This window comes from Streptomyces sp. 147326, from assembly GCF_045000215.1.
Taxonomy (GTDB): Bacteria; Actinomycetota; Actinomycetes; order Streptomycetales; family Streptomycetaceae; genus Streptomyces.
This window is the reverse complement of record NZ_CP134201.1, coordinates 7,779,209-7,793,624: the sequence shown is the minus strand read 5'-3', so window position 1 is coordinate 7,793,624 and position 14,416 is coordinate 7,779,209. Positions and strand designations below refer to the sequence as shown.

Here is a 14,416-nt window from a genome sequence, read left to right as displayed (position 1 = left end):
TGGTCACGTACGTCATCACTACACTCCTGTACCACTTCGGCCGACGATGGGCGGGCCGGCACGAACGGGCGATCGACATACGAGGCGCCTGCCCGTCCGAGCGCCCCTTAAGCGATCGCTCTTCCTCGACGCCCCACGGGCCGCACTGCCGATGCCCTGGTCGGCGCGGGCCGGAGGCGTCAGCCCTCGACGCACACATCGACAGGGCTGCTCCCTTGCGGGGTGCAGCCGGCCGCCACGACCTTCCGTCCCCCTCCGAACTGTGAGAGGAACAGGGTGTCGCCATCGAGGCGCAGCAGGGCCTGACGTCCGTACACCTCGGTCGTGCGGACCGACCCCGCCGTCGGCAGCTCCTCCGCCTCCAGCGCCTCCGCGCACGCCTTTCCTTCGTCCTGCTCCAACTGCCCGAGCGTCCCGGGTGCCAGCAGCCGGCAGGCCGCCTCGTGGTCCCCGGACGCCAGAGCCCGCTCGAACCGCTCCCCGGCGGCCCGTGCCCCGTCCGTCCGGGGCCGCGGACGCTCCGCACCCGCCGAGGATCGCACCGACGGCACCGACACACAAGACGGCGCGAACGGCCCTTGCCCCCGCCGGTCTCACCGGTAACCCCGCTCCGGACAGGAGGATCGGCTTCACACGACTTCTCCTCACGGAGGACACCACGGTTCCCTACCTATGCCCGCACGCGCTCCCGCATCCGTCCCGTTCCCCGCAGACCACTCGACCGGCCCCCGCCCTCACTGGAGAGGGCGGCCTACCTCACTACGCCATCACGGGCCGGCAGGGCCGCCGGAGGCGGCCGGCAGCCCCCGGCCGCGCCCCCGCGCCCGGTGTGGCCCCTGCGCCGGGAACGGGCCCACGCGCCTAGAGTGGACAGTCCCTGATAGCCGCCCGACCCGAGCGGCCCGTTGGAGCGTGGACGCGGTCGGGCTCAAGATCTCGGAGTGCACTCATGGGCCAGCCCCCGCCCGCCGGGGCCCGCCGGTCTCCCCCAGCAGCACCCTCTGCCGACGACGCCGATGCACTGTTCAGGCTGGAGGACCTGCGAACGGGGCCCGCCCCCGCAGGCCCGGCGCGACCGGGGCCGCTCATCGGACCCTCGTTCCGCGACTCCCCCGCCGCCCGCCGGCTGCTCTCCGTTCGGGAGATCCACGCCGAGCCCGCAGCCGCGGCTTCGCCACGCGGACGGCAGATCCTCGCGCGCTTCCCCGACGCCCGGGTCATCGACGTGGCCTCGCACTGGCGCATCCCGGAACTCCACGGCAACGAGGGCAACCTCGACCGCTGGGTCCGCATCAAGAGCGAGGTCCTCGTCCTGGGCGAGAAGAAGACGCTCGCCACGCGACCGAACGGAAGGTCGGCCGACTGGATCGCCCCCGGCCCGGCGAACGGCTGCGCGATGGCGTGCGCCTACTGCTACGTTCCGCGCCGCAAGGGCTACGCCAATCCGATCACCGTGTTCACCAACATCGAGCAGATCATCGCCCACCTCGGCCGGCACGTCGCGCGGCAGGGGCGCAAGCAGGAGCCGAACCAGTGCGATCCGACCGCCTGGGTGTACGACATCGGGGAGAACAACGACTGCTCCGTGGACGCCCTCATCAGCGAGAACACGGCGGACCTGGTGCGGGCGTTCTCGGGCTGGCCCACGGCCAAGGCCTCCTTCGCCACGAAGTTCGTCAACCCCGACCTGCTGCTGCTCGACCCGCGCGGCCGCACCCGGGTGCGCTTCTCGGTGATGCCGCCGCAGGACTCCCGGCTGCTGGACATCCGGACCAGCCCGGTGGAACAGCGCATCGCGGCGGCCGCGGACTTCCTGGAAGCCGGGTACGAGGTGCACTTCAACCTCTCACCCGTGGTCATCCGGCCCGGCTGGGAACAGGACTGGACGCAATTGCTCCGGCACATGGACGACGTGCTGCCCCGCGCCGTGAAGGATCAGGCCGCGGCCGAGGTCATCATGCTGACGCACAACAGGGACCTGCACGAACTGAACCTCGCCTGGCACCCGCGGGCCGAGGACATGCTGTGGCGTCCCGACCTCCAGCAGGCCAAACGCTCCGAGAACGGCAGCTGGAACGTCCGCTACCGCAACCGCGACAAGGCCGAAGCCGTCGACACCATGCGTCGCCTGGTGACGTTCCACGCCCCCTGGTTGCGGATCCGCTACGCCTTCTGACGGGCCCGGCTCCGCTTCGCTGCGGCTACCGCTTTCGAGAAAGGCTGGACTCCGCCGCCAGCTCTTCGAGGAACCGGACCAGCGTCCGGACACCGAGGCGAAGCGCTTGAATCTTCACCCTCTTCTCGGGCCCGTGCCACCGGTCCCCGGGTAGTCCCGTCCCGAAGAAGAGCACAGGCGCGGTGCAGGCGCGGGCGGTGCCCGTCCAGCCAGGCGCGCAGCCGGTCGGCCCCGGTCGGCCAGCTCAGAAGTTCAGCATGACGGCGTAGGCAAGGAAGAAGAGGGCGCAGACCAGGGCCAGCAAGCAGATCACCAGAAGGGGGCCCTTGGCCCAGCCGCGCGTGAGGGGGCGGTACGGGCCCGCGCCGGAGCCGGTGCTCGACTCGCCGGGCGGAGTCTCGCCCGGCGGTACGCCGCCGTACGGTCGGGACGTGTTCCGCGGGCCTGGGTCCGGGTCTGGAACGTGTGCGGACACGTCTGCCTCTTCCTCACCACCGGACGCCGGACCCGCCCTGTCGGCAGGTCGGCCGGACTGTCCGGCGGCTACCCGCCGCCTGGCGCCTCACTCCTCGCGGACCGTCCGGTCAGACCGGATCAGGCCGTCGGGACTCAGCGCCAGAGGGACCGCGCGGAACGTTCACATCCCCACCGGTCCACCCCGGTCGGGGCAGACCTCCCCGCCGCTACCACGGAGCGCGGGCGCAGATGGTCTTGCCGCCGTCGGGGGTGGGCTCGATGTGCACGGCGGTAGTGAGGTGGTTGATCAGTTGCCAGCCCCAGCCCCCGGTTCCGTCGGTATGGGGCGGGTGCGGCTTGGGCGGGTCGGGGTTGGTGTCGCTGACGCAGATGTCGATGTGATCAGCGTTCAGTTCGAGGTGAAGCATTGCGGGCCCCTGGGTGTGGCGAATGGCGTTGGCGACCAGCTCGCCGACGACCAGGAGCACGGCGTCGTCATTCCCGGGCTCGGAGGGCGGCCGTATGCGGGCCGCGTGGTGAAGGAAGACACGGGTGGCATCGCGTGCTGACACCGTGGGCTGCCCACTGCGGGGCAGGGACCGATCAAGGACGGGTATAGCCATACGTCCTCCTTCCGCCAGGGCTCTACAAGACACCTGCCCGGTCCGGGAAGGAGAAACCCGGCAAACGCCGCGCGCGGTAGTGCTCCCGTCGCGCCTGCGCTGACAAGGTCAGCGGCTGGCCGTCACGCGGTCGGCGGCGCCGTCAGGCCCGCTCCAACGGGGCACGTCCTCGACCGTGACGTCCAGGCGCAGCCGTTCACATCAGCTCGGGCGGCCATGGACGCCCCATGTCGACGGCGGCGCCGGCGCTCTGCTGGGTCAGGCGTCGGCTCCGGCACCGGCGGGTTCGCGGGCGGGGAGCGAACTGCTTCCCTCGCAACGGAGTGCCGCGCCGACGGGCCGGAGCTGGAACGGCTGGCCGAGCTCGCGCTCAGTGGTGAGGGCCCCGCGGGGCAGGACCCTGTTCCGGACGGCTTCCGCTACGTCGTCCACATCGACACCGAGCTGGTGGAGTTACTGGATCCGTACCTCACCACGGACCAGCGACAGCTGATCGACGCTGTTCTGGCCGCTGGTGCCTGAACGGGCCCGCCAACCCGGCCGCCAGTCGGCCGGTGCCGTACCGGCCCGACCGGGACCGGTACGGCACCGGCCGGCTATCCCGCCGTACCACTCAAGGTCCGCCCGTCCCGCGCCGCCCCCGCCACGTCATCCGCGTCAACGAGCCATGCGGTGCGCAGCCGCTCCCGAGCCGCGGCCAGCGCGGCGTCGATGTCACGCGTCCCGGTCGACACGCACAGCGTGTAGACCACGTCCTCCATCCGCTGCCGCCCCGGTTCGTGACGGCCTGCGGCCTGGAGCTCCGACGCCGTCTCGTACTCCTCCACCAGACGTGCCAGCACCGCGGGGTGAGACAACATCACGATCTCGCTCCTTCACACACGTCGCAGTCACAGGCGGCCAGCCGCCACCACGCGTCGTCTGCCCCGGCCCCGGCATCCCATGCGCCTTCCATGCGCCGCGGGCGTCGTGCATGCGCCTCCTCTTTGCGCCCGGGGCCAGGCACCTGCACCTGCACCGCACCTCGTACGCTGTCCCGCCGGAATGCCCGGGCGCGGCTCCGCGTCGACGGGCTTCGGGCCCCCGCGGCGGTTCGGCCGGTCAGACACGGACCGCCTCTTGGAAGGCCGTCGAGCCGACGAGCGAGAGCACCGCGAAACCTTCCCGCACCTCCCGGTCTCTCACCGGTAGGTCAGCGCTGACCAGCAGTTCCGTGCGCGGTGTTTCGCCTGGCGGCAGGATCGGTCGGCGGAAGGCCTGCCAGGGCTGCCGCCCGCCCGTTCGGCTGCGGGACGGGACCGAGCCATTCGCAGAACAGGACGGTGGCGTCGTCCTGGAGGTGGCCGTCGTGGTGTTCGAGAACGGCGTGGATGAGGCGGCGCAAGGTTTCGGGGACGGGCAGACCGGCTGCGTGGTGGCGGATGAGGAAGTCGGTGAACCGGGCCAGGCCGAATTCCTCGTCGCCGGCCCGGCGGGCTTCGGTGATGCCGTCCGTGTAGAACACCAGCCGGTCACCGGGCTCCAACTGGTCCCGGCACAGCCTCACGGGAAGGCCCAGACCGGTGCCCATGGGGTGGGCGGGCGGACAGTTCAGCAGAGTGCTCCAGCGGCCGCCGCGGATGATCACCGGCGGGTGATGGCCTCGGTTGACCCACGTCAAACCGCCGGTGCGGGTGTTGAGGTTGGCGAGGATGCCCGTGGCGTAGCGGGTCTGGCCGTACTGTTCGATCAAAACCTCCTCGATCCTCTCGCTCGTCTCCACCAGCCCGGCACCCTGGCGGCGCGCATTGCGGCAGGCGCCCATCGCCAGGTTGGCGGTCAGCCCGGCGGCCGTGTCGTGCCCCATGGCGTCGAACAGCGACAGGTGCACCACGTGCCCGGAGATCGCGTAGTCGTACGCGTCCCCACTGATCTTGTAGGCGGGCTCCATCGCCGCGGAGATCATCACGCGGCCGTCCGCGTACGTGGGAGGCGGCATCAGATGCCACTGCATCTCCGCCGCGACGTCGAGCGGCTTGACACGCGTCAGTCGGGCATGGGAGTCACTGCTGCGCCGCTTACTGTCGATGATCAGAGCGAGCAGGGCGGACAGCAGTTCCATGTCCTCCAACGCTCGCGGGTCGCCGTTGGCGGTGGTGATCCGCAGGACGCCCAGGCGTTCGGTACCGTCCAGCAGCGGCACCCACCAGTGGCTCCCCTCCCCGCCCGCCTCGGCGCCGACCAGGAGCTGCCCGTACTGGAAGGCACGCCCTGCCACGGTGCCCTCGATCTTCAGCTCCGTCTCCTCCCCCACCGCCCCCTGTCCGGCGTCCAGGCCCGCCCCGGTCAGCAGACGCAGCACGTCTCCCTGCAGATCCACGACGTAGATCAGTACCTGGGTGAAGCCGACCCCCGCCGCGTGCTCGGCCGTCTTGGCCGGCAGGAGCTCCAGCGGCATCAGGTGGCTGGCCGCCAGCAGGCCCCCCAGCATGCGCCGCCCCTGTGTGTCCCGGTCCCGGTCGTTCACCGCAGCACCCTCGATCCTCGGCTCGAGCCGGCACCCTGCCCCATGCCGGTGCACAGGTGCCCGTACTCCACTCTCCTCCTCCACGGCTCAGAGAGACAGGACAGCCGGGGCCATCGGGGGACATACCGCGGCGGGCCCGAACCTGTGCTGGGTTTCGGACCCGCCGCATCCGGAGTCACGTGGAAAGTGCAGGAGTGCTGAGCGCGGCCGGGTCTTCGCCTCCGGTGGGCACCGTGCCTGGCAAGCACGCTGCCCAAAGCCTCGCTCCGGGCCCACGCGCGTGCCCTACGCGGGAGGGCGCTGTGCACCGGGGTCCCTGCGCGCCTCGGCGGCGGTGTCCCGTCCTACCTGGCGCAGTTCGTCGGCGGTTTCCTGTCCTGCGTTCTGCGCGTGCTCGGTCGTGGTGGATACGGCCTCCTGAGCCGTGTCCTTCACCGATTCCACGGCCTCCGCGACGGGTTCCTTCAGCTCTTCCCGGACCTCCTGGGCGGCATGGAGGGCGGTCTGCTTGACGGGTTCCAGCAACTCGTCCGAGTGTTCCCGAAGTTGCTGTCCCGCCTGCTCCTCGACCTCGGTGGTCGGCAGGAGGGCGGCCGCGAGCATGCCGGCGCCGAAAGCCATCAGGCCGGCGGCCAGCGGGCTGCCCTGGGTCTGTCGCTTGATCTGGGCGGGGGCCTGCTGGACGCTCTCCTGTACGTTGCCACCGACTTCCTTGGCCGTATCCGTGAGGCTGTCCGCAGCGTGCTGCAGGCTCCCGGAGGTACCCTGCGCAGCATCATGTGCCGTGCCCATCACGCGCTCCTTCACTCCGCTCACCCGGTGGCGCATCGAGTCGACCTTGCGCTGGGCCACCTTGCTCGGGGTCATCCTGTCCGCCAGGATGTTGACGTTGCGCGCCAAGTGCGCGCGCCGGTACTCCACGTCCTTCGTCAGCTCGTCGGGTGTCGTGCCCATCGGGCATCCTCCTTCAAGGTCTCCACGGTCTGTTCCGGCTTGAGGTTGACGGTGCGCAGGCGCTTTCGGCCCGTCACGTACAGCACCCCGCCCACCACGGCCCACAGGACGGTGACGATCAGAGCGGCCCATGCCGGGTCCATCACGTTGGCAAGGGCGAAGACGAGGCTCAGGCTGCCGAACAGCAGCACCACGTGCCCCGCGTAACCGGCCCCGCCCAGCATGCCGACCGCTTTGCCGGCCTTCGCGGACTCCTGCTTGATCTCGGCCTTGGCCAGCTCGATCTCGTCGCGTACCAGCTGCGACAGATCCTGGCCGATCTCACCGATCAGATCACCGATGGACGGCTCGGAGGCGGCAGGCCGCGGGGGTGGAGCGGGCGCCGCCGGTCGTTCCTGGGAGGAAAGGGCCATGCTCAGATCCCTCCCCCGGGCTGCGACGGGCCGCCGTAGGGCGGGGAGCTCGCCGGCGGGTAGGCCGGCGGCGCCGGGGTGACGTGCGGCGGCTGCGATTGACCATGCGTGTCGAGCGGGTCCTCGTAACCGGCCGGGATGCCGCTCGGCCGGGGGCGGGGGCGCGCCACCGGTGCCGGGTCGCCCGACCCCGTGGGCGGCCTGTCGACCATGGCGGAGGCAGCGGCGCCGCGGTTCGCGGAGGAGCTGCCGGAGGCATCGGATGAAGCGGCCGCGCTGACGCCCTTGCCGGCTCGCGCGACGACGAAGCCTGCCAGCGCCGCGCCCGCGAGGAAGGCACCCGGGCGGCGGCGCGCGAAGCCCTGCAGGTCACCGATCAGCCCGTCGGGGCCCCGCTTCTCCACGTGGGCGGCCACCTGGTGGCCGCCGTCGGCTATCTGCCGGGCCACTTCCGCCATAGTCGAGTCGGGCTTGCCGTTCTCGCCCAGTTCCCGCAGCTCCTGCGAGAGGCGGCGCACGTTCTCCGCCAGCCGTTGGGTCTGGGTCTCGGCCTGACCGGTCAGCTGAGTACGGAGTTCTCCGACGAGGTCCCGGGCCTGCGTGGTGGCCTCGCCGACCACGTTGGCCGCCTGCTCCTTTGCCGTACCGCCCACTTCGGCGGCTTTGGCCCCGACCAGCGAGGCACCCTCACCGGCCTTGTCCTGAACAGTGTGTGCTACCGCCGTCGTCCTGCTCTCGTCGGGGCGGCTCGCATCCTGGAAGTCACTCAAGGCTCCTCCTGATGAATGGTGTTTTGACGTTGCAAGGGGGCGCCTGCCCTCCTTTCGACGCCTCACCCTCACGCAGCCCGCCGAAGTGACGCGTGAGGAAGGCGGCCGGTCACCGTCCTGGGTCGGGTCCCACGGGGACGGCGCGTAGAAGAGCCGTACTCCGCCGGCTGCACAGACTGTCAGCGCTGCCCTGGAGCACTGGTCAGCACGCAGCACAGGGGACAGGATGCGCACGGTGAGGGGGATGCCGAAGGCTGCCGCCCGAGCCGAACAGCCCACGGACCCGACGACGTCACCCCGCTCACGTCACTCCGCACGCCGGGCATCGAAGGTGACGTCATCCACCGCGCAGATGTTCGCGGACATGTTGCAACGCATCATCCGCAAGGCCGCTTCGGCCAGGTCGGCGTCGATGTGAGCGACCGCGTCGACCGCTACGGCGACATCGAAGTGCCGGATGTGGGCGTCCAGAGCCGAGTACATCACGCACTGTTCGGTCACCTGTCCGCAGAGGACCAGGCGCTCGGTCCCGAGCTGGCCCAACAGGTAGGACAGAGGGGTTTCGAAGAAGATCGAGTGCCGCGCCTTGACGACGAAGAGCGAGTTCTCGTCAGGCGCGACCGGCTCCACCAGGTCGCTGTGGCGACCGTCGAGGGCAGCTCGCAGGATCTCCCCGTGGTGCGAGCGCCACTCCCCGAAGTTGTCGTTCACGTAGATGACCGGCGAGTCGCTGGCCCGGGCGTGCTTCAACAACGTCGTGACCCCGTGGAGCGCCTCACGGACGGACGGGACCAGAGACTCGGCGTCTTCGTGTGCGTAGGTGTTGAGCATGTCGATCACGATGAGCGCTGTACGAGGCATGGGATCCGCCGCCTCTCGGCTCGTCACGCGGTCCGTTTGCTCATTCCAGTCTCCGTCATCCGGGGCGGCGTGGCCGATGGAACGTGATCGGGAGGTGCACCCACCTCGTCAGCGCGGCCGGCCCTCCGGTCCGCCCGGGATGCCCGCTGAGAACGTCGTGGTCCGCGCCGTCCCGCGCCCCCTCCCCACGCCCCCTTGGCCCGACCGCCCGCTCTGCGCTGCGACGTTTGAGAGCGCGAGACGCGTGAAGAAGCGACTTGACACTGGCCTTATCCCGCGAAGCAGGAGACGCATCATGGGCATCATTGCTTGGATCCTCATCGGTCTACTTGCCGGCCTCATCGCGAAGGCGCTGATGCCGGGCAAGGACCCGGGCGGCATCATCATCACCATGCTCATCGGTATCGCGGGCGGCCTGCTCGGCGGCTGGCTCGGCAAGGTCATCTTCGGCGTCGACTCCATCGACGGCTTCTTCGACCTCTCCACCTGGATCGCCGCCATCATCGGCTCCGTCATCCTCCTGGCCCTCTACCGCCTGGCGATCGGAAGCCGGCGCTCCCACCGGCACGCCTGAGCTGCGGTCCTCACGGTCCCCCGGCCGTGGCGATGCCTGTGGCCTCCGCCGCACCGAGCCGACGAAGTATTCGCGCGGCTCGCGACGCCGTGAGTCAGGCTTGCTCGAACCACAGGGCGCGCGTTCCGAACGGTGTTCTCCATCTGGATGCTGACCGACTCGGCCACCATACGAACTCCTCGACCTCCCACGTCCCGTGTGGGCCGCCGGCCGCGTCCAGCGCGAGGGCTGCGCCCTACGTCGTTCCGCGAGAGGAAGCGCAGACCGTGGCCCCCTGCGGAACGGTCGGGCTTGACCACCACCCGCTCGTGCAGGGCGGACGCGTCCTGGGCTGTGGGCAGGAGGGCCCTACCCGGTCGACCTATTCCTGTCCGCTCACTGCTGGTCCTCCCACGTCATCCGGCGTGTTGGCGCCTTCCGCAGCGCCGCTCCACGCGGCGGGTGCCAGACCGCGGATCTGATGGCTCGGGACGATGTCCGGTCCGCGGCGCGCCTCGCCGTCGGTGTCTGCGTCACGCGGATTTCGACCGAGCCGAACGTACGGAACCCCGTCAGGGCGCCATCTCGCAGCCAGGGCTACGCCCCATCGGCATCCGAACCGTCCGGCGAACGTGGCCGCTGCTCCTCGCGCGCCGCAACGGGACGCCGCGTTCCGGGACGACCTTCGCCGTGTGCACCCGAGCGCGCGGCCCGCCGGCGTGAGATGCGGGCAGATGCGGGTACGCGCACCATGACCTTGACGCCACACCCCCTGATCCGCCCGAGAAGGGCGACGACGGAGATCCCATGCCTCAGGAAGCGCCCCGGGTCCCCGACCCGGTGACACTCCACCCCCGCCCTCCCTTTCCCGACCAGGAGCAGGACCATCCCGGCTCCACGGAGCAGATGGAGCCACGACCCGACCACGGCGAGGACAACTACCAGGGTCACGACGTACTGCTCGACCGGGCGGCTGTCGTCACCGGCGGCGATTCCGGAATCGGCAGGGCCGTCTGTCTGGCATTCGCCCGCGAAGGCGCGGACGTGGTCTTCACCCACCTCCCCGAAGAGGCGGACGAGGCAGCGGAGACGGCGCGTCTGATCCGCGCGGCGGGTCGCAAGGCCGTACCGGTCGCGTGTGACATCCGGGACGAGGAGCAGTGCGCGGCTCTGATCGACCGGGCCGTTGACGAACTCGGGCGTGTCGACCTCCTCGTGAACAACGCCGCCTACCAGATGTCGCAGCCCGACGGGATCGAGGCGATCACCACGGAGCAGTTCGACCGGGTGATGAAGACCAACCTGTACGGGATGTTCTGGCTGACCCGTAAGGCCCTGGCGCACATGCCGCGCGGCGGGTCGGTCATCAACACCACCTCCGTCCAGGGCTACCAGCCCAGCCCCCACCTGCTCGACTACGCGATGACGAAGTCGGCGATCATCTCCTTCACCCACGGGCTGGCGCAGATGGTCGCCGAGCGCGGCATCCGCGTCAACGGAGTCGCGCCTGGACCCGTGTGGACGCCACTGATCCCCGCGACGATGCCCGACGCGACGAAGTTCGGCGAACAGTCACCCTTGGGCCGACCTGCCCAGCCCGCCGAGATGGCGCCCGCATACGTGTTCTTGGCCTCGCCCCAGGCGAGCTACATCACCGGGGAGATCGTCAACGCCACCGGCGGCACACCTCTGCCCTGACCCGGTCTGCCCCGAACTTGGAGGGGCGGGGCAGACGGCGGGCCGGCACCGGATGCCGCCAAAGCACAGCGTCGGCGGTCAGCGAGGGTACCCACGTGCCGGGTATGCGCAGCGCGCGGGAGGGCAGACGGACCACATGGCCGTTTTCGTCGGCACCTCCGGATGGCAGTATCGGGACTGGTCGGGCGTCCTCTACCCGTCGGACCGGCCCCAACGGCTCTGGCTGGAGGAGTACACACGGCATTTCCCCACCGTGGAGCTCAACAACGCCTTCTATCGGCTGCCATCGCCAGAGACCTTTACGCAGTGGCGCGCACGGACTCCGCCCGGCTTCGTCATGGCCGTCAAGGCGAGTCGTTTCCTGACGCACGTCAAACGCCTCGCTGACCCGGCGGAACCGGTCCGGCGGCTCATGGAGCACGCTGCGCCCCTGGGCGACCGGCTCGGTCCGGTCCTGCTCCAGCTCCCGCCCACGCTGCGCGCCGACCCTGCCGCACTCGACGCCTGCCTCGCGTCCTTTCCCACCGGCACTCGCATCGCCGTCGAACCACGGCACGAATCGTGGTGGACGGCGGAGGTACGCTCCGTGCTCGTCGGCCGCGGCGCGGCCCTGTGCTGGGCCGACCGCCGGTCGCGGCCCGTGACACCACTGTGGCGAACGACCGACTGGGGCTACGTACGTTTCCACGAAGGCCGTTCCCAGCCCGCGGCCCGCTACGGTCGGACGGCCCTGCGCAGCTGGGCTAGCCGGATCGCGGACACCTGGCCCCGGGACGCGGACGTCTTCGCCTACTTCAACAATGACGCCGGCGGAGCAGCCGTTGCAGACGCACGGTCCTTCGGTCGTTTGACGGCTGGACCGGAGGTCATGTGATTGCTTTCCGCCGGGCGCCGTCAGCGTGGTGGCCACGTTCAACAACTGGCGCTGCGCATACGCGCGTCCTCAGGCGCGGCCCGGACCCGACGGCAGTGCGCAGGTTCAGCATGGCCTGGATGTGCCCGTTCCCCAGGGGCAGATCCAGACGTCCTCCCAGGCCGGAGGGATCGCCAGCGCTCGCAGCCGGGCACGCTCCAGCCCATCGGCACGTCTACCCGCCGGATCCGTCCGCACTCCCCAGCCCTGCACGCCGTGGGGTGTCGCGGAGTTCGTCGGCGCGACCGCCGGCGCCCAGCAGACCGGTTGCCTCGAGGGCCTGCGTGCGCTCCAGGCGCGGCAGCTCGGTGCGGGCGACGTGAGCGACGACGGCCGGGAGACAGGCCCGCACCGGTTGGACGGCACGAAGCCATGCCGGCATGTAGACGGATGTTGCGCGTCGTTCTGCGGCGGCGGCCAGCCGATCGGCAACCTGGGCCGCCGGGTACACCTTGCGTGCGGGCGGCGGCATGTGGGCGCGCAGTTCGCGCAGGACGGCGTGGCGGTCGGCGTCCCGGATCATGTCGGTGTCGGTCCAGTTGATGTAGGCGATGCCGACTGCACACCTCGGTGGGCGAGTTCCGCGCGCAGGGCGTGGGCGAAGGACTCGACGCCGGCTTTGGAGGCGCAGTAGGCGCTCATGAGGGGGGACGTCCCCATGGCCGCCAAGGAGGCGACCTGCAGGCAGTAGCCGTGGGTGTCGAGTAGGTCGGGCAGGAAGCAGCGCGCTGTCGCCGCACTGCCGATCAGGTTGACCTCGATGACACGGCGCCAGACCTTCGGATCAGAGGCGGCGAACGGACCTCCTTCGGCGACGCCGGCATTGCCCACCACCACCGACGCCGGTCCGAGGCGGGTGCGGACCTGTCGGGCCGCGTCGGCCATGGCCGCATCGTCGGTTACGTCGACCTCCCAGCAGGCCGATTCGTTGTGCAGAGAGGCGGCCAGCTCCTGCAGGCGCTCTCCTTCCAGGCCCAGCAGGGCCAGCCGCGCACCCCGATCGTCGAACGCCCGGGCCAGGGCCGCTCCCACCCCCCGCGCCGCCCCCGTCACCACCACGGTGCGGCCCCGCAGGGGCCGCCTGTGCGTCCGCATGCCCACGTGGCGCCTCCGCCCATCCGCAGCCCTGTCGCCTGGTTCTCCTGCTTCCAGGATGCTCCTGCTGAGCAGTCGCCCGCAGACCGAGGCTCTACGGCTTGGCGCAAGCGCGCGTAATCGGCCGCCCGCTGGACAGAAGCGGGCTTGAGGAGGCGACGTGGGCGACGTGGGCGACGTGGGCGATCCATCATGCGATGAGCTGTACGCGCGACTGCGGCGGGAGTGCGGCCGCCGGGCGGACGGTCTGTGGGCCGTCAGCCGCGCCCTGCACGCGGATCCCGAGCTCGCCTACGAGGAGCACCGTGCGGCCCGGCTGCTCGCCGACGAACTCCGGGGGGCGGGGTTCGCCGTCGAGCCGGGGGCCGCCGGACTCGACACGGCTTTCGTGGCCCGCGCGGGGAGGGGGCGGGGGCGATGCGTGGCGCTGCTGCTCGAGTACGACGCATTGCCTGACCTGGGACACGCATGCGGGCACAACCTGATCGCCGCGGCCGGACTGGGGGCCGCACTGGCGTTGCGCAGCGTCCTGGAGGAGGAGTTCGAGGGCACGGTGCTCGCCGTGGGGACACCGGCGGAGGAGCGGGGCGGGGGCAAGGTCGCCCTGGCCGAAGCCGGCGTGTTCGACGGTGTGGACGCTGCGTTGATGTTCCATCCCGGCGTGCACGACTGGTCATGGGCGCCGCTGACCGCGCAGACCCAGGTCCGAGTGGGCTTTCACGGCCGGGCAGCGCATCCGACGGGCGATCCCACCCGCGGGATCGATGCCCTGGCCGCCCTCATCCAGCTGTTCAACACTGCGGCCGTGATGAGCAGGCGACCGCCGTCCGGCTCACACGTCCAGGGGATCGTCACCGACGGAGGCAGCGCGACCAACATCGTGCCGGCCTTCGCCGAAGGCATGTTCGGCCTGCGCGCGGCCACGAGCCACCGCCCTCGATGCGCTGGTGGCTGAAGTCGGCGGCTGGGCCGAAGGGGTGGCGGCCGCGACCGGCACCACGGTGGAGGCGACCCGCCTGGGCAAGGGCTACGCCCACTTCCGGGACAATGACGTCCTCTCGGACCGGTTCGGCCTGCACATCGCACGCCCGGGCATCCGACTCACCCAGCCCATCGGCGGGGTGTTCCTGGGCTCGTCCGACATCGGCGACGTCAGTAGCCGGGTCCCCGCCATCCATCCGTTCGTCGCGATTTCGGGCGACGAGACCTCGGACCACACCCCCGCCTTCGCGCGGGCCGCGGCCTCGGAACGGGGGCGCGAGGTGATGCTGGCGGCCGCCGAAGCCCTGGCCTGCACGGCGGCCGACGTCCTCACCGACGCCGGAATCACCGCCCGGGCATGGGCCCGCCAGCGGGAGAAGGCGATGGCAGGCCTCTGATTCCCGGCCGCGGCGCCTC

Annotated in this window: 15 protein-coding genes and 2 pseudogenes; 6 read left to right on the top strand and 11 right to left on the bottom strand. The window is 70.8% G+C overall.

Annotated elements, in window-relative coordinates:
* Nucleotides 1-179: 179 nt before the first annotated feature.
* Nucleotides 180-551, bottom strand: coding sequence for a hypothetical protein (locus RIU97_RS35715; protein ID WP_404961630.1), 372 nt, complete (start codon nucleotides 549-551; stop codon nucleotides 180-182).
* Between the two features lie 398 nt (nucleotides 552-949).
* Here RIU97_RS35715 and RIU97_RS35710 point away from each other — a divergent pair, with 398 nt between their 5' ends.
* The gene (locus RIU97_RS35710; protein ID WP_404961629.1) at nucleotides 950-2,176 is read left to right on the top strand and encodes a spore photoproduct lyase family protein; all 1,227 of its coding nucleotides are present in this window, start codon (nucleotides 950-952) and stop codon (nucleotides 2,174-2,176) included.
* A 244-nt stretch (nucleotides 2,177-2,420) separates the two neighbouring features.
* Here RIU97_RS35710 and RIU97_RS35705 read toward each other — a convergent pair whose 3' ends face one another.
* On the bottom strand, nucleotides 2,421-2,651 hold the full coding sequence (locus RIU97_RS35705; protein WP_404961628.1) for a DUF6480 family protein: 231 nt from the start codon (nucleotides 2,649-2,651) through the stop codon (nucleotides 2,421-2,423).
* Between the two features lie 208 nt (nucleotides 2,652-2,859).
* Nucleotides 2,860-3,255 carry an ATP-binding protein gene (locus tag RIU97_RS35700; protein ID WP_404961627.1) on the bottom strand — a complete coding sequence of 132 codons (396 nt, stop codon included), beginning with the start codon at nucleotides 3,253-3,255 and terminating at the stop codon, nucleotides 2,860-2,862.
* Between the two features lie 216 nt (nucleotides 3,256-3,471).
* Between RIU97_RS35700 and RIU97_RS35695 the strand changes: the two genes are divergently transcribed.
* Nucleotides 3,472-3,777 (top strand): hypothetical protein, encoded by a 306-nt coding sequence (locus RIU97_RS35695; protein ID WP_404961626.1) that lies wholly within the window; start codon nucleotides 3,472-3,474, stop codon nucleotides 3,775-3,777.
* Between the two features lie 74 nt (nucleotides 3,778-3,851).
* Here the strand turns inward: RIU97_RS35695 and RIU97_RS35690 are convergent, their stop codons facing one another.
* The 6 genes from RIU97_RS35690 to RIU97_RS35665 all read right to left on the bottom strand — a co-directional run bounded on the left by RIU97_RS35690 (nucleotide 3,852) and on the right by RIU97_RS35665 (nucleotide 8,759).
* Nucleotides 3,852-4,115, bottom strand: a complete 264-nt coding sequence (locus RIU97_RS35690; protein ID WP_404961625.1) for a DUF5133 domain-containing protein — start codon at nucleotides 4,113-4,115, stop codon at nucleotides 3,852-3,854.
* A 332-nt stretch (nucleotides 4,116-4,447) separates the two neighbouring features.
* The gene (locus tag RIU97_RS35685; protein ID WP_404961624.1) at nucleotides 4,448-5,725 is read right to left on the bottom strand and encodes a PP2C family protein-serine/threonine phosphatase; all 1,278 of its coding nucleotides are present in this window, start codon (nucleotides 5,723-5,725) and stop codon (nucleotides 4,448-4,450) included.
* Nucleotides 5,726-6,046: 321 nt separating this feature from the next.
* Nucleotides 6,047-6,715: a DUF3618 domain-containing protein gene (locus RIU97_RS35680; protein ID WP_404961623.1), complete on the bottom strand. Its 669-nt coding sequence runs from the start codon at nucleotides 6,713-6,715 to the stop codon at nucleotides 6,047-6,049.
* Entirely contained in the window at nucleotides 6,691-7,128 is a 438-nt protein-coding gene (locus RIU97_RS35675; protein WP_404961622.1) for a phage holin family protein, read from the bottom strand. Before RIU97_RS35675 ends, RIU97_RS35680 begins: the two co-directional genes overlap by 25 nt.
* 2 nt (nucleotides 7,129-7,130) lie before the next feature.
* On the bottom strand, nucleotides 7,131-7,898 hold the full coding sequence (locus tag RIU97_RS35670) for a hypothetical protein (protein ID WP_404961621.1): 768 nt from the start codon (nucleotides 7,896-7,898) through the stop codon (nucleotides 7,131-7,133).
* A gap of 306 nt (nucleotides 7,899-8,204) precedes the next feature.
* Complete coding sequence (locus RIU97_RS35665) at nucleotides 8,205-8,759, bottom strand: isochorismatase family cysteine hydrolase (protein WP_404961620.1); 555 nt, start codon at nucleotides 8,757-8,759, stop codon at nucleotides 8,205-8,207.
* A gap of 295 nt (nucleotides 8,760-9,054) precedes the next feature.
* Between RIU97_RS35665 and RIU97_RS35660 the strand changes: the two genes are divergently transcribed.
* The 3 genes from RIU97_RS35660 (at nucleotide 9,055) to RIU97_RS35650 (ending at nucleotide 11,884) form a co-directional block, all read left to right on the top strand.
* Nucleotides 9,055-9,333 carry a GlsB/YeaQ/YmgE family stress response membrane protein gene (locus tag RIU97_RS35660; RefSeq protein ID WP_404961619.1) on the top strand — a complete coding sequence of 93 codons (279 nt, stop codon included), beginning with the start codon at nucleotides 9,055-9,057 and terminating at the stop codon, nucleotides 9,331-9,333.
* 786 nt (nucleotides 9,334-10,119) lie between these two features.
* Nucleotides 10,120-11,010 carry an SDR family oxidoreductase gene (locus tag RIU97_RS35655; protein WP_404961618.1) on the top strand — a complete coding sequence of 297 codons (891 nt, stop codon included), beginning with the start codon at nucleotides 10,120-10,122 and terminating at the stop codon, nucleotides 11,008-11,010.
* A 136-nt stretch (nucleotides 11,011-11,146) separates the two neighbouring features.
* Nucleotides 11,147-11,884, top strand: coding sequence for a DUF72 domain-containing protein (locus RIU97_RS35650; RefSeq protein ID WP_404961617.1), 738 nt, complete (start codon nucleotides 11,147-11,149; stop codon nucleotides 11,882-11,884).
* Between the two features lie 105 nt (nucleotides 11,885-11,989).
* Here the strand turns inward: RIU97_RS35650 and RIU97_RS35645 are convergent, their stop codons facing one another.
* On the bottom strand, nucleotides 11,990-12,121 hold the full coding sequence (locus tag RIU97_RS35645; RefSeq protein WP_404963058.1) for a hypothetical protein: 132 nt from the start codon (nucleotides 12,119-12,121) through the stop codon (nucleotides 11,990-11,992).
* A pseudogene (locus RIU97_RS35640) lies at nucleotides 12,099-13,018 on the bottom strand (SDR family oxidoreductase). The gene RIU97_RS35645 and the pseudogene RIU97_RS35640 overlap by 23 nt, the downstream one beginning before the upstream one ends.
* A 169-nt stretch (nucleotides 13,019-13,187) precedes the next feature.
* Between RIU97_RS35640 and RIU97_RS35635 the strand changes: the two are divergent.
* A pseudogene (locus RIU97_RS35635) lies at nucleotides 13,188-14,397 on the top strand (amidohydrolase).
* The last annotated feature ends 19 nt before the right edge of the window (nucleotides 14,398-14,416 follow it).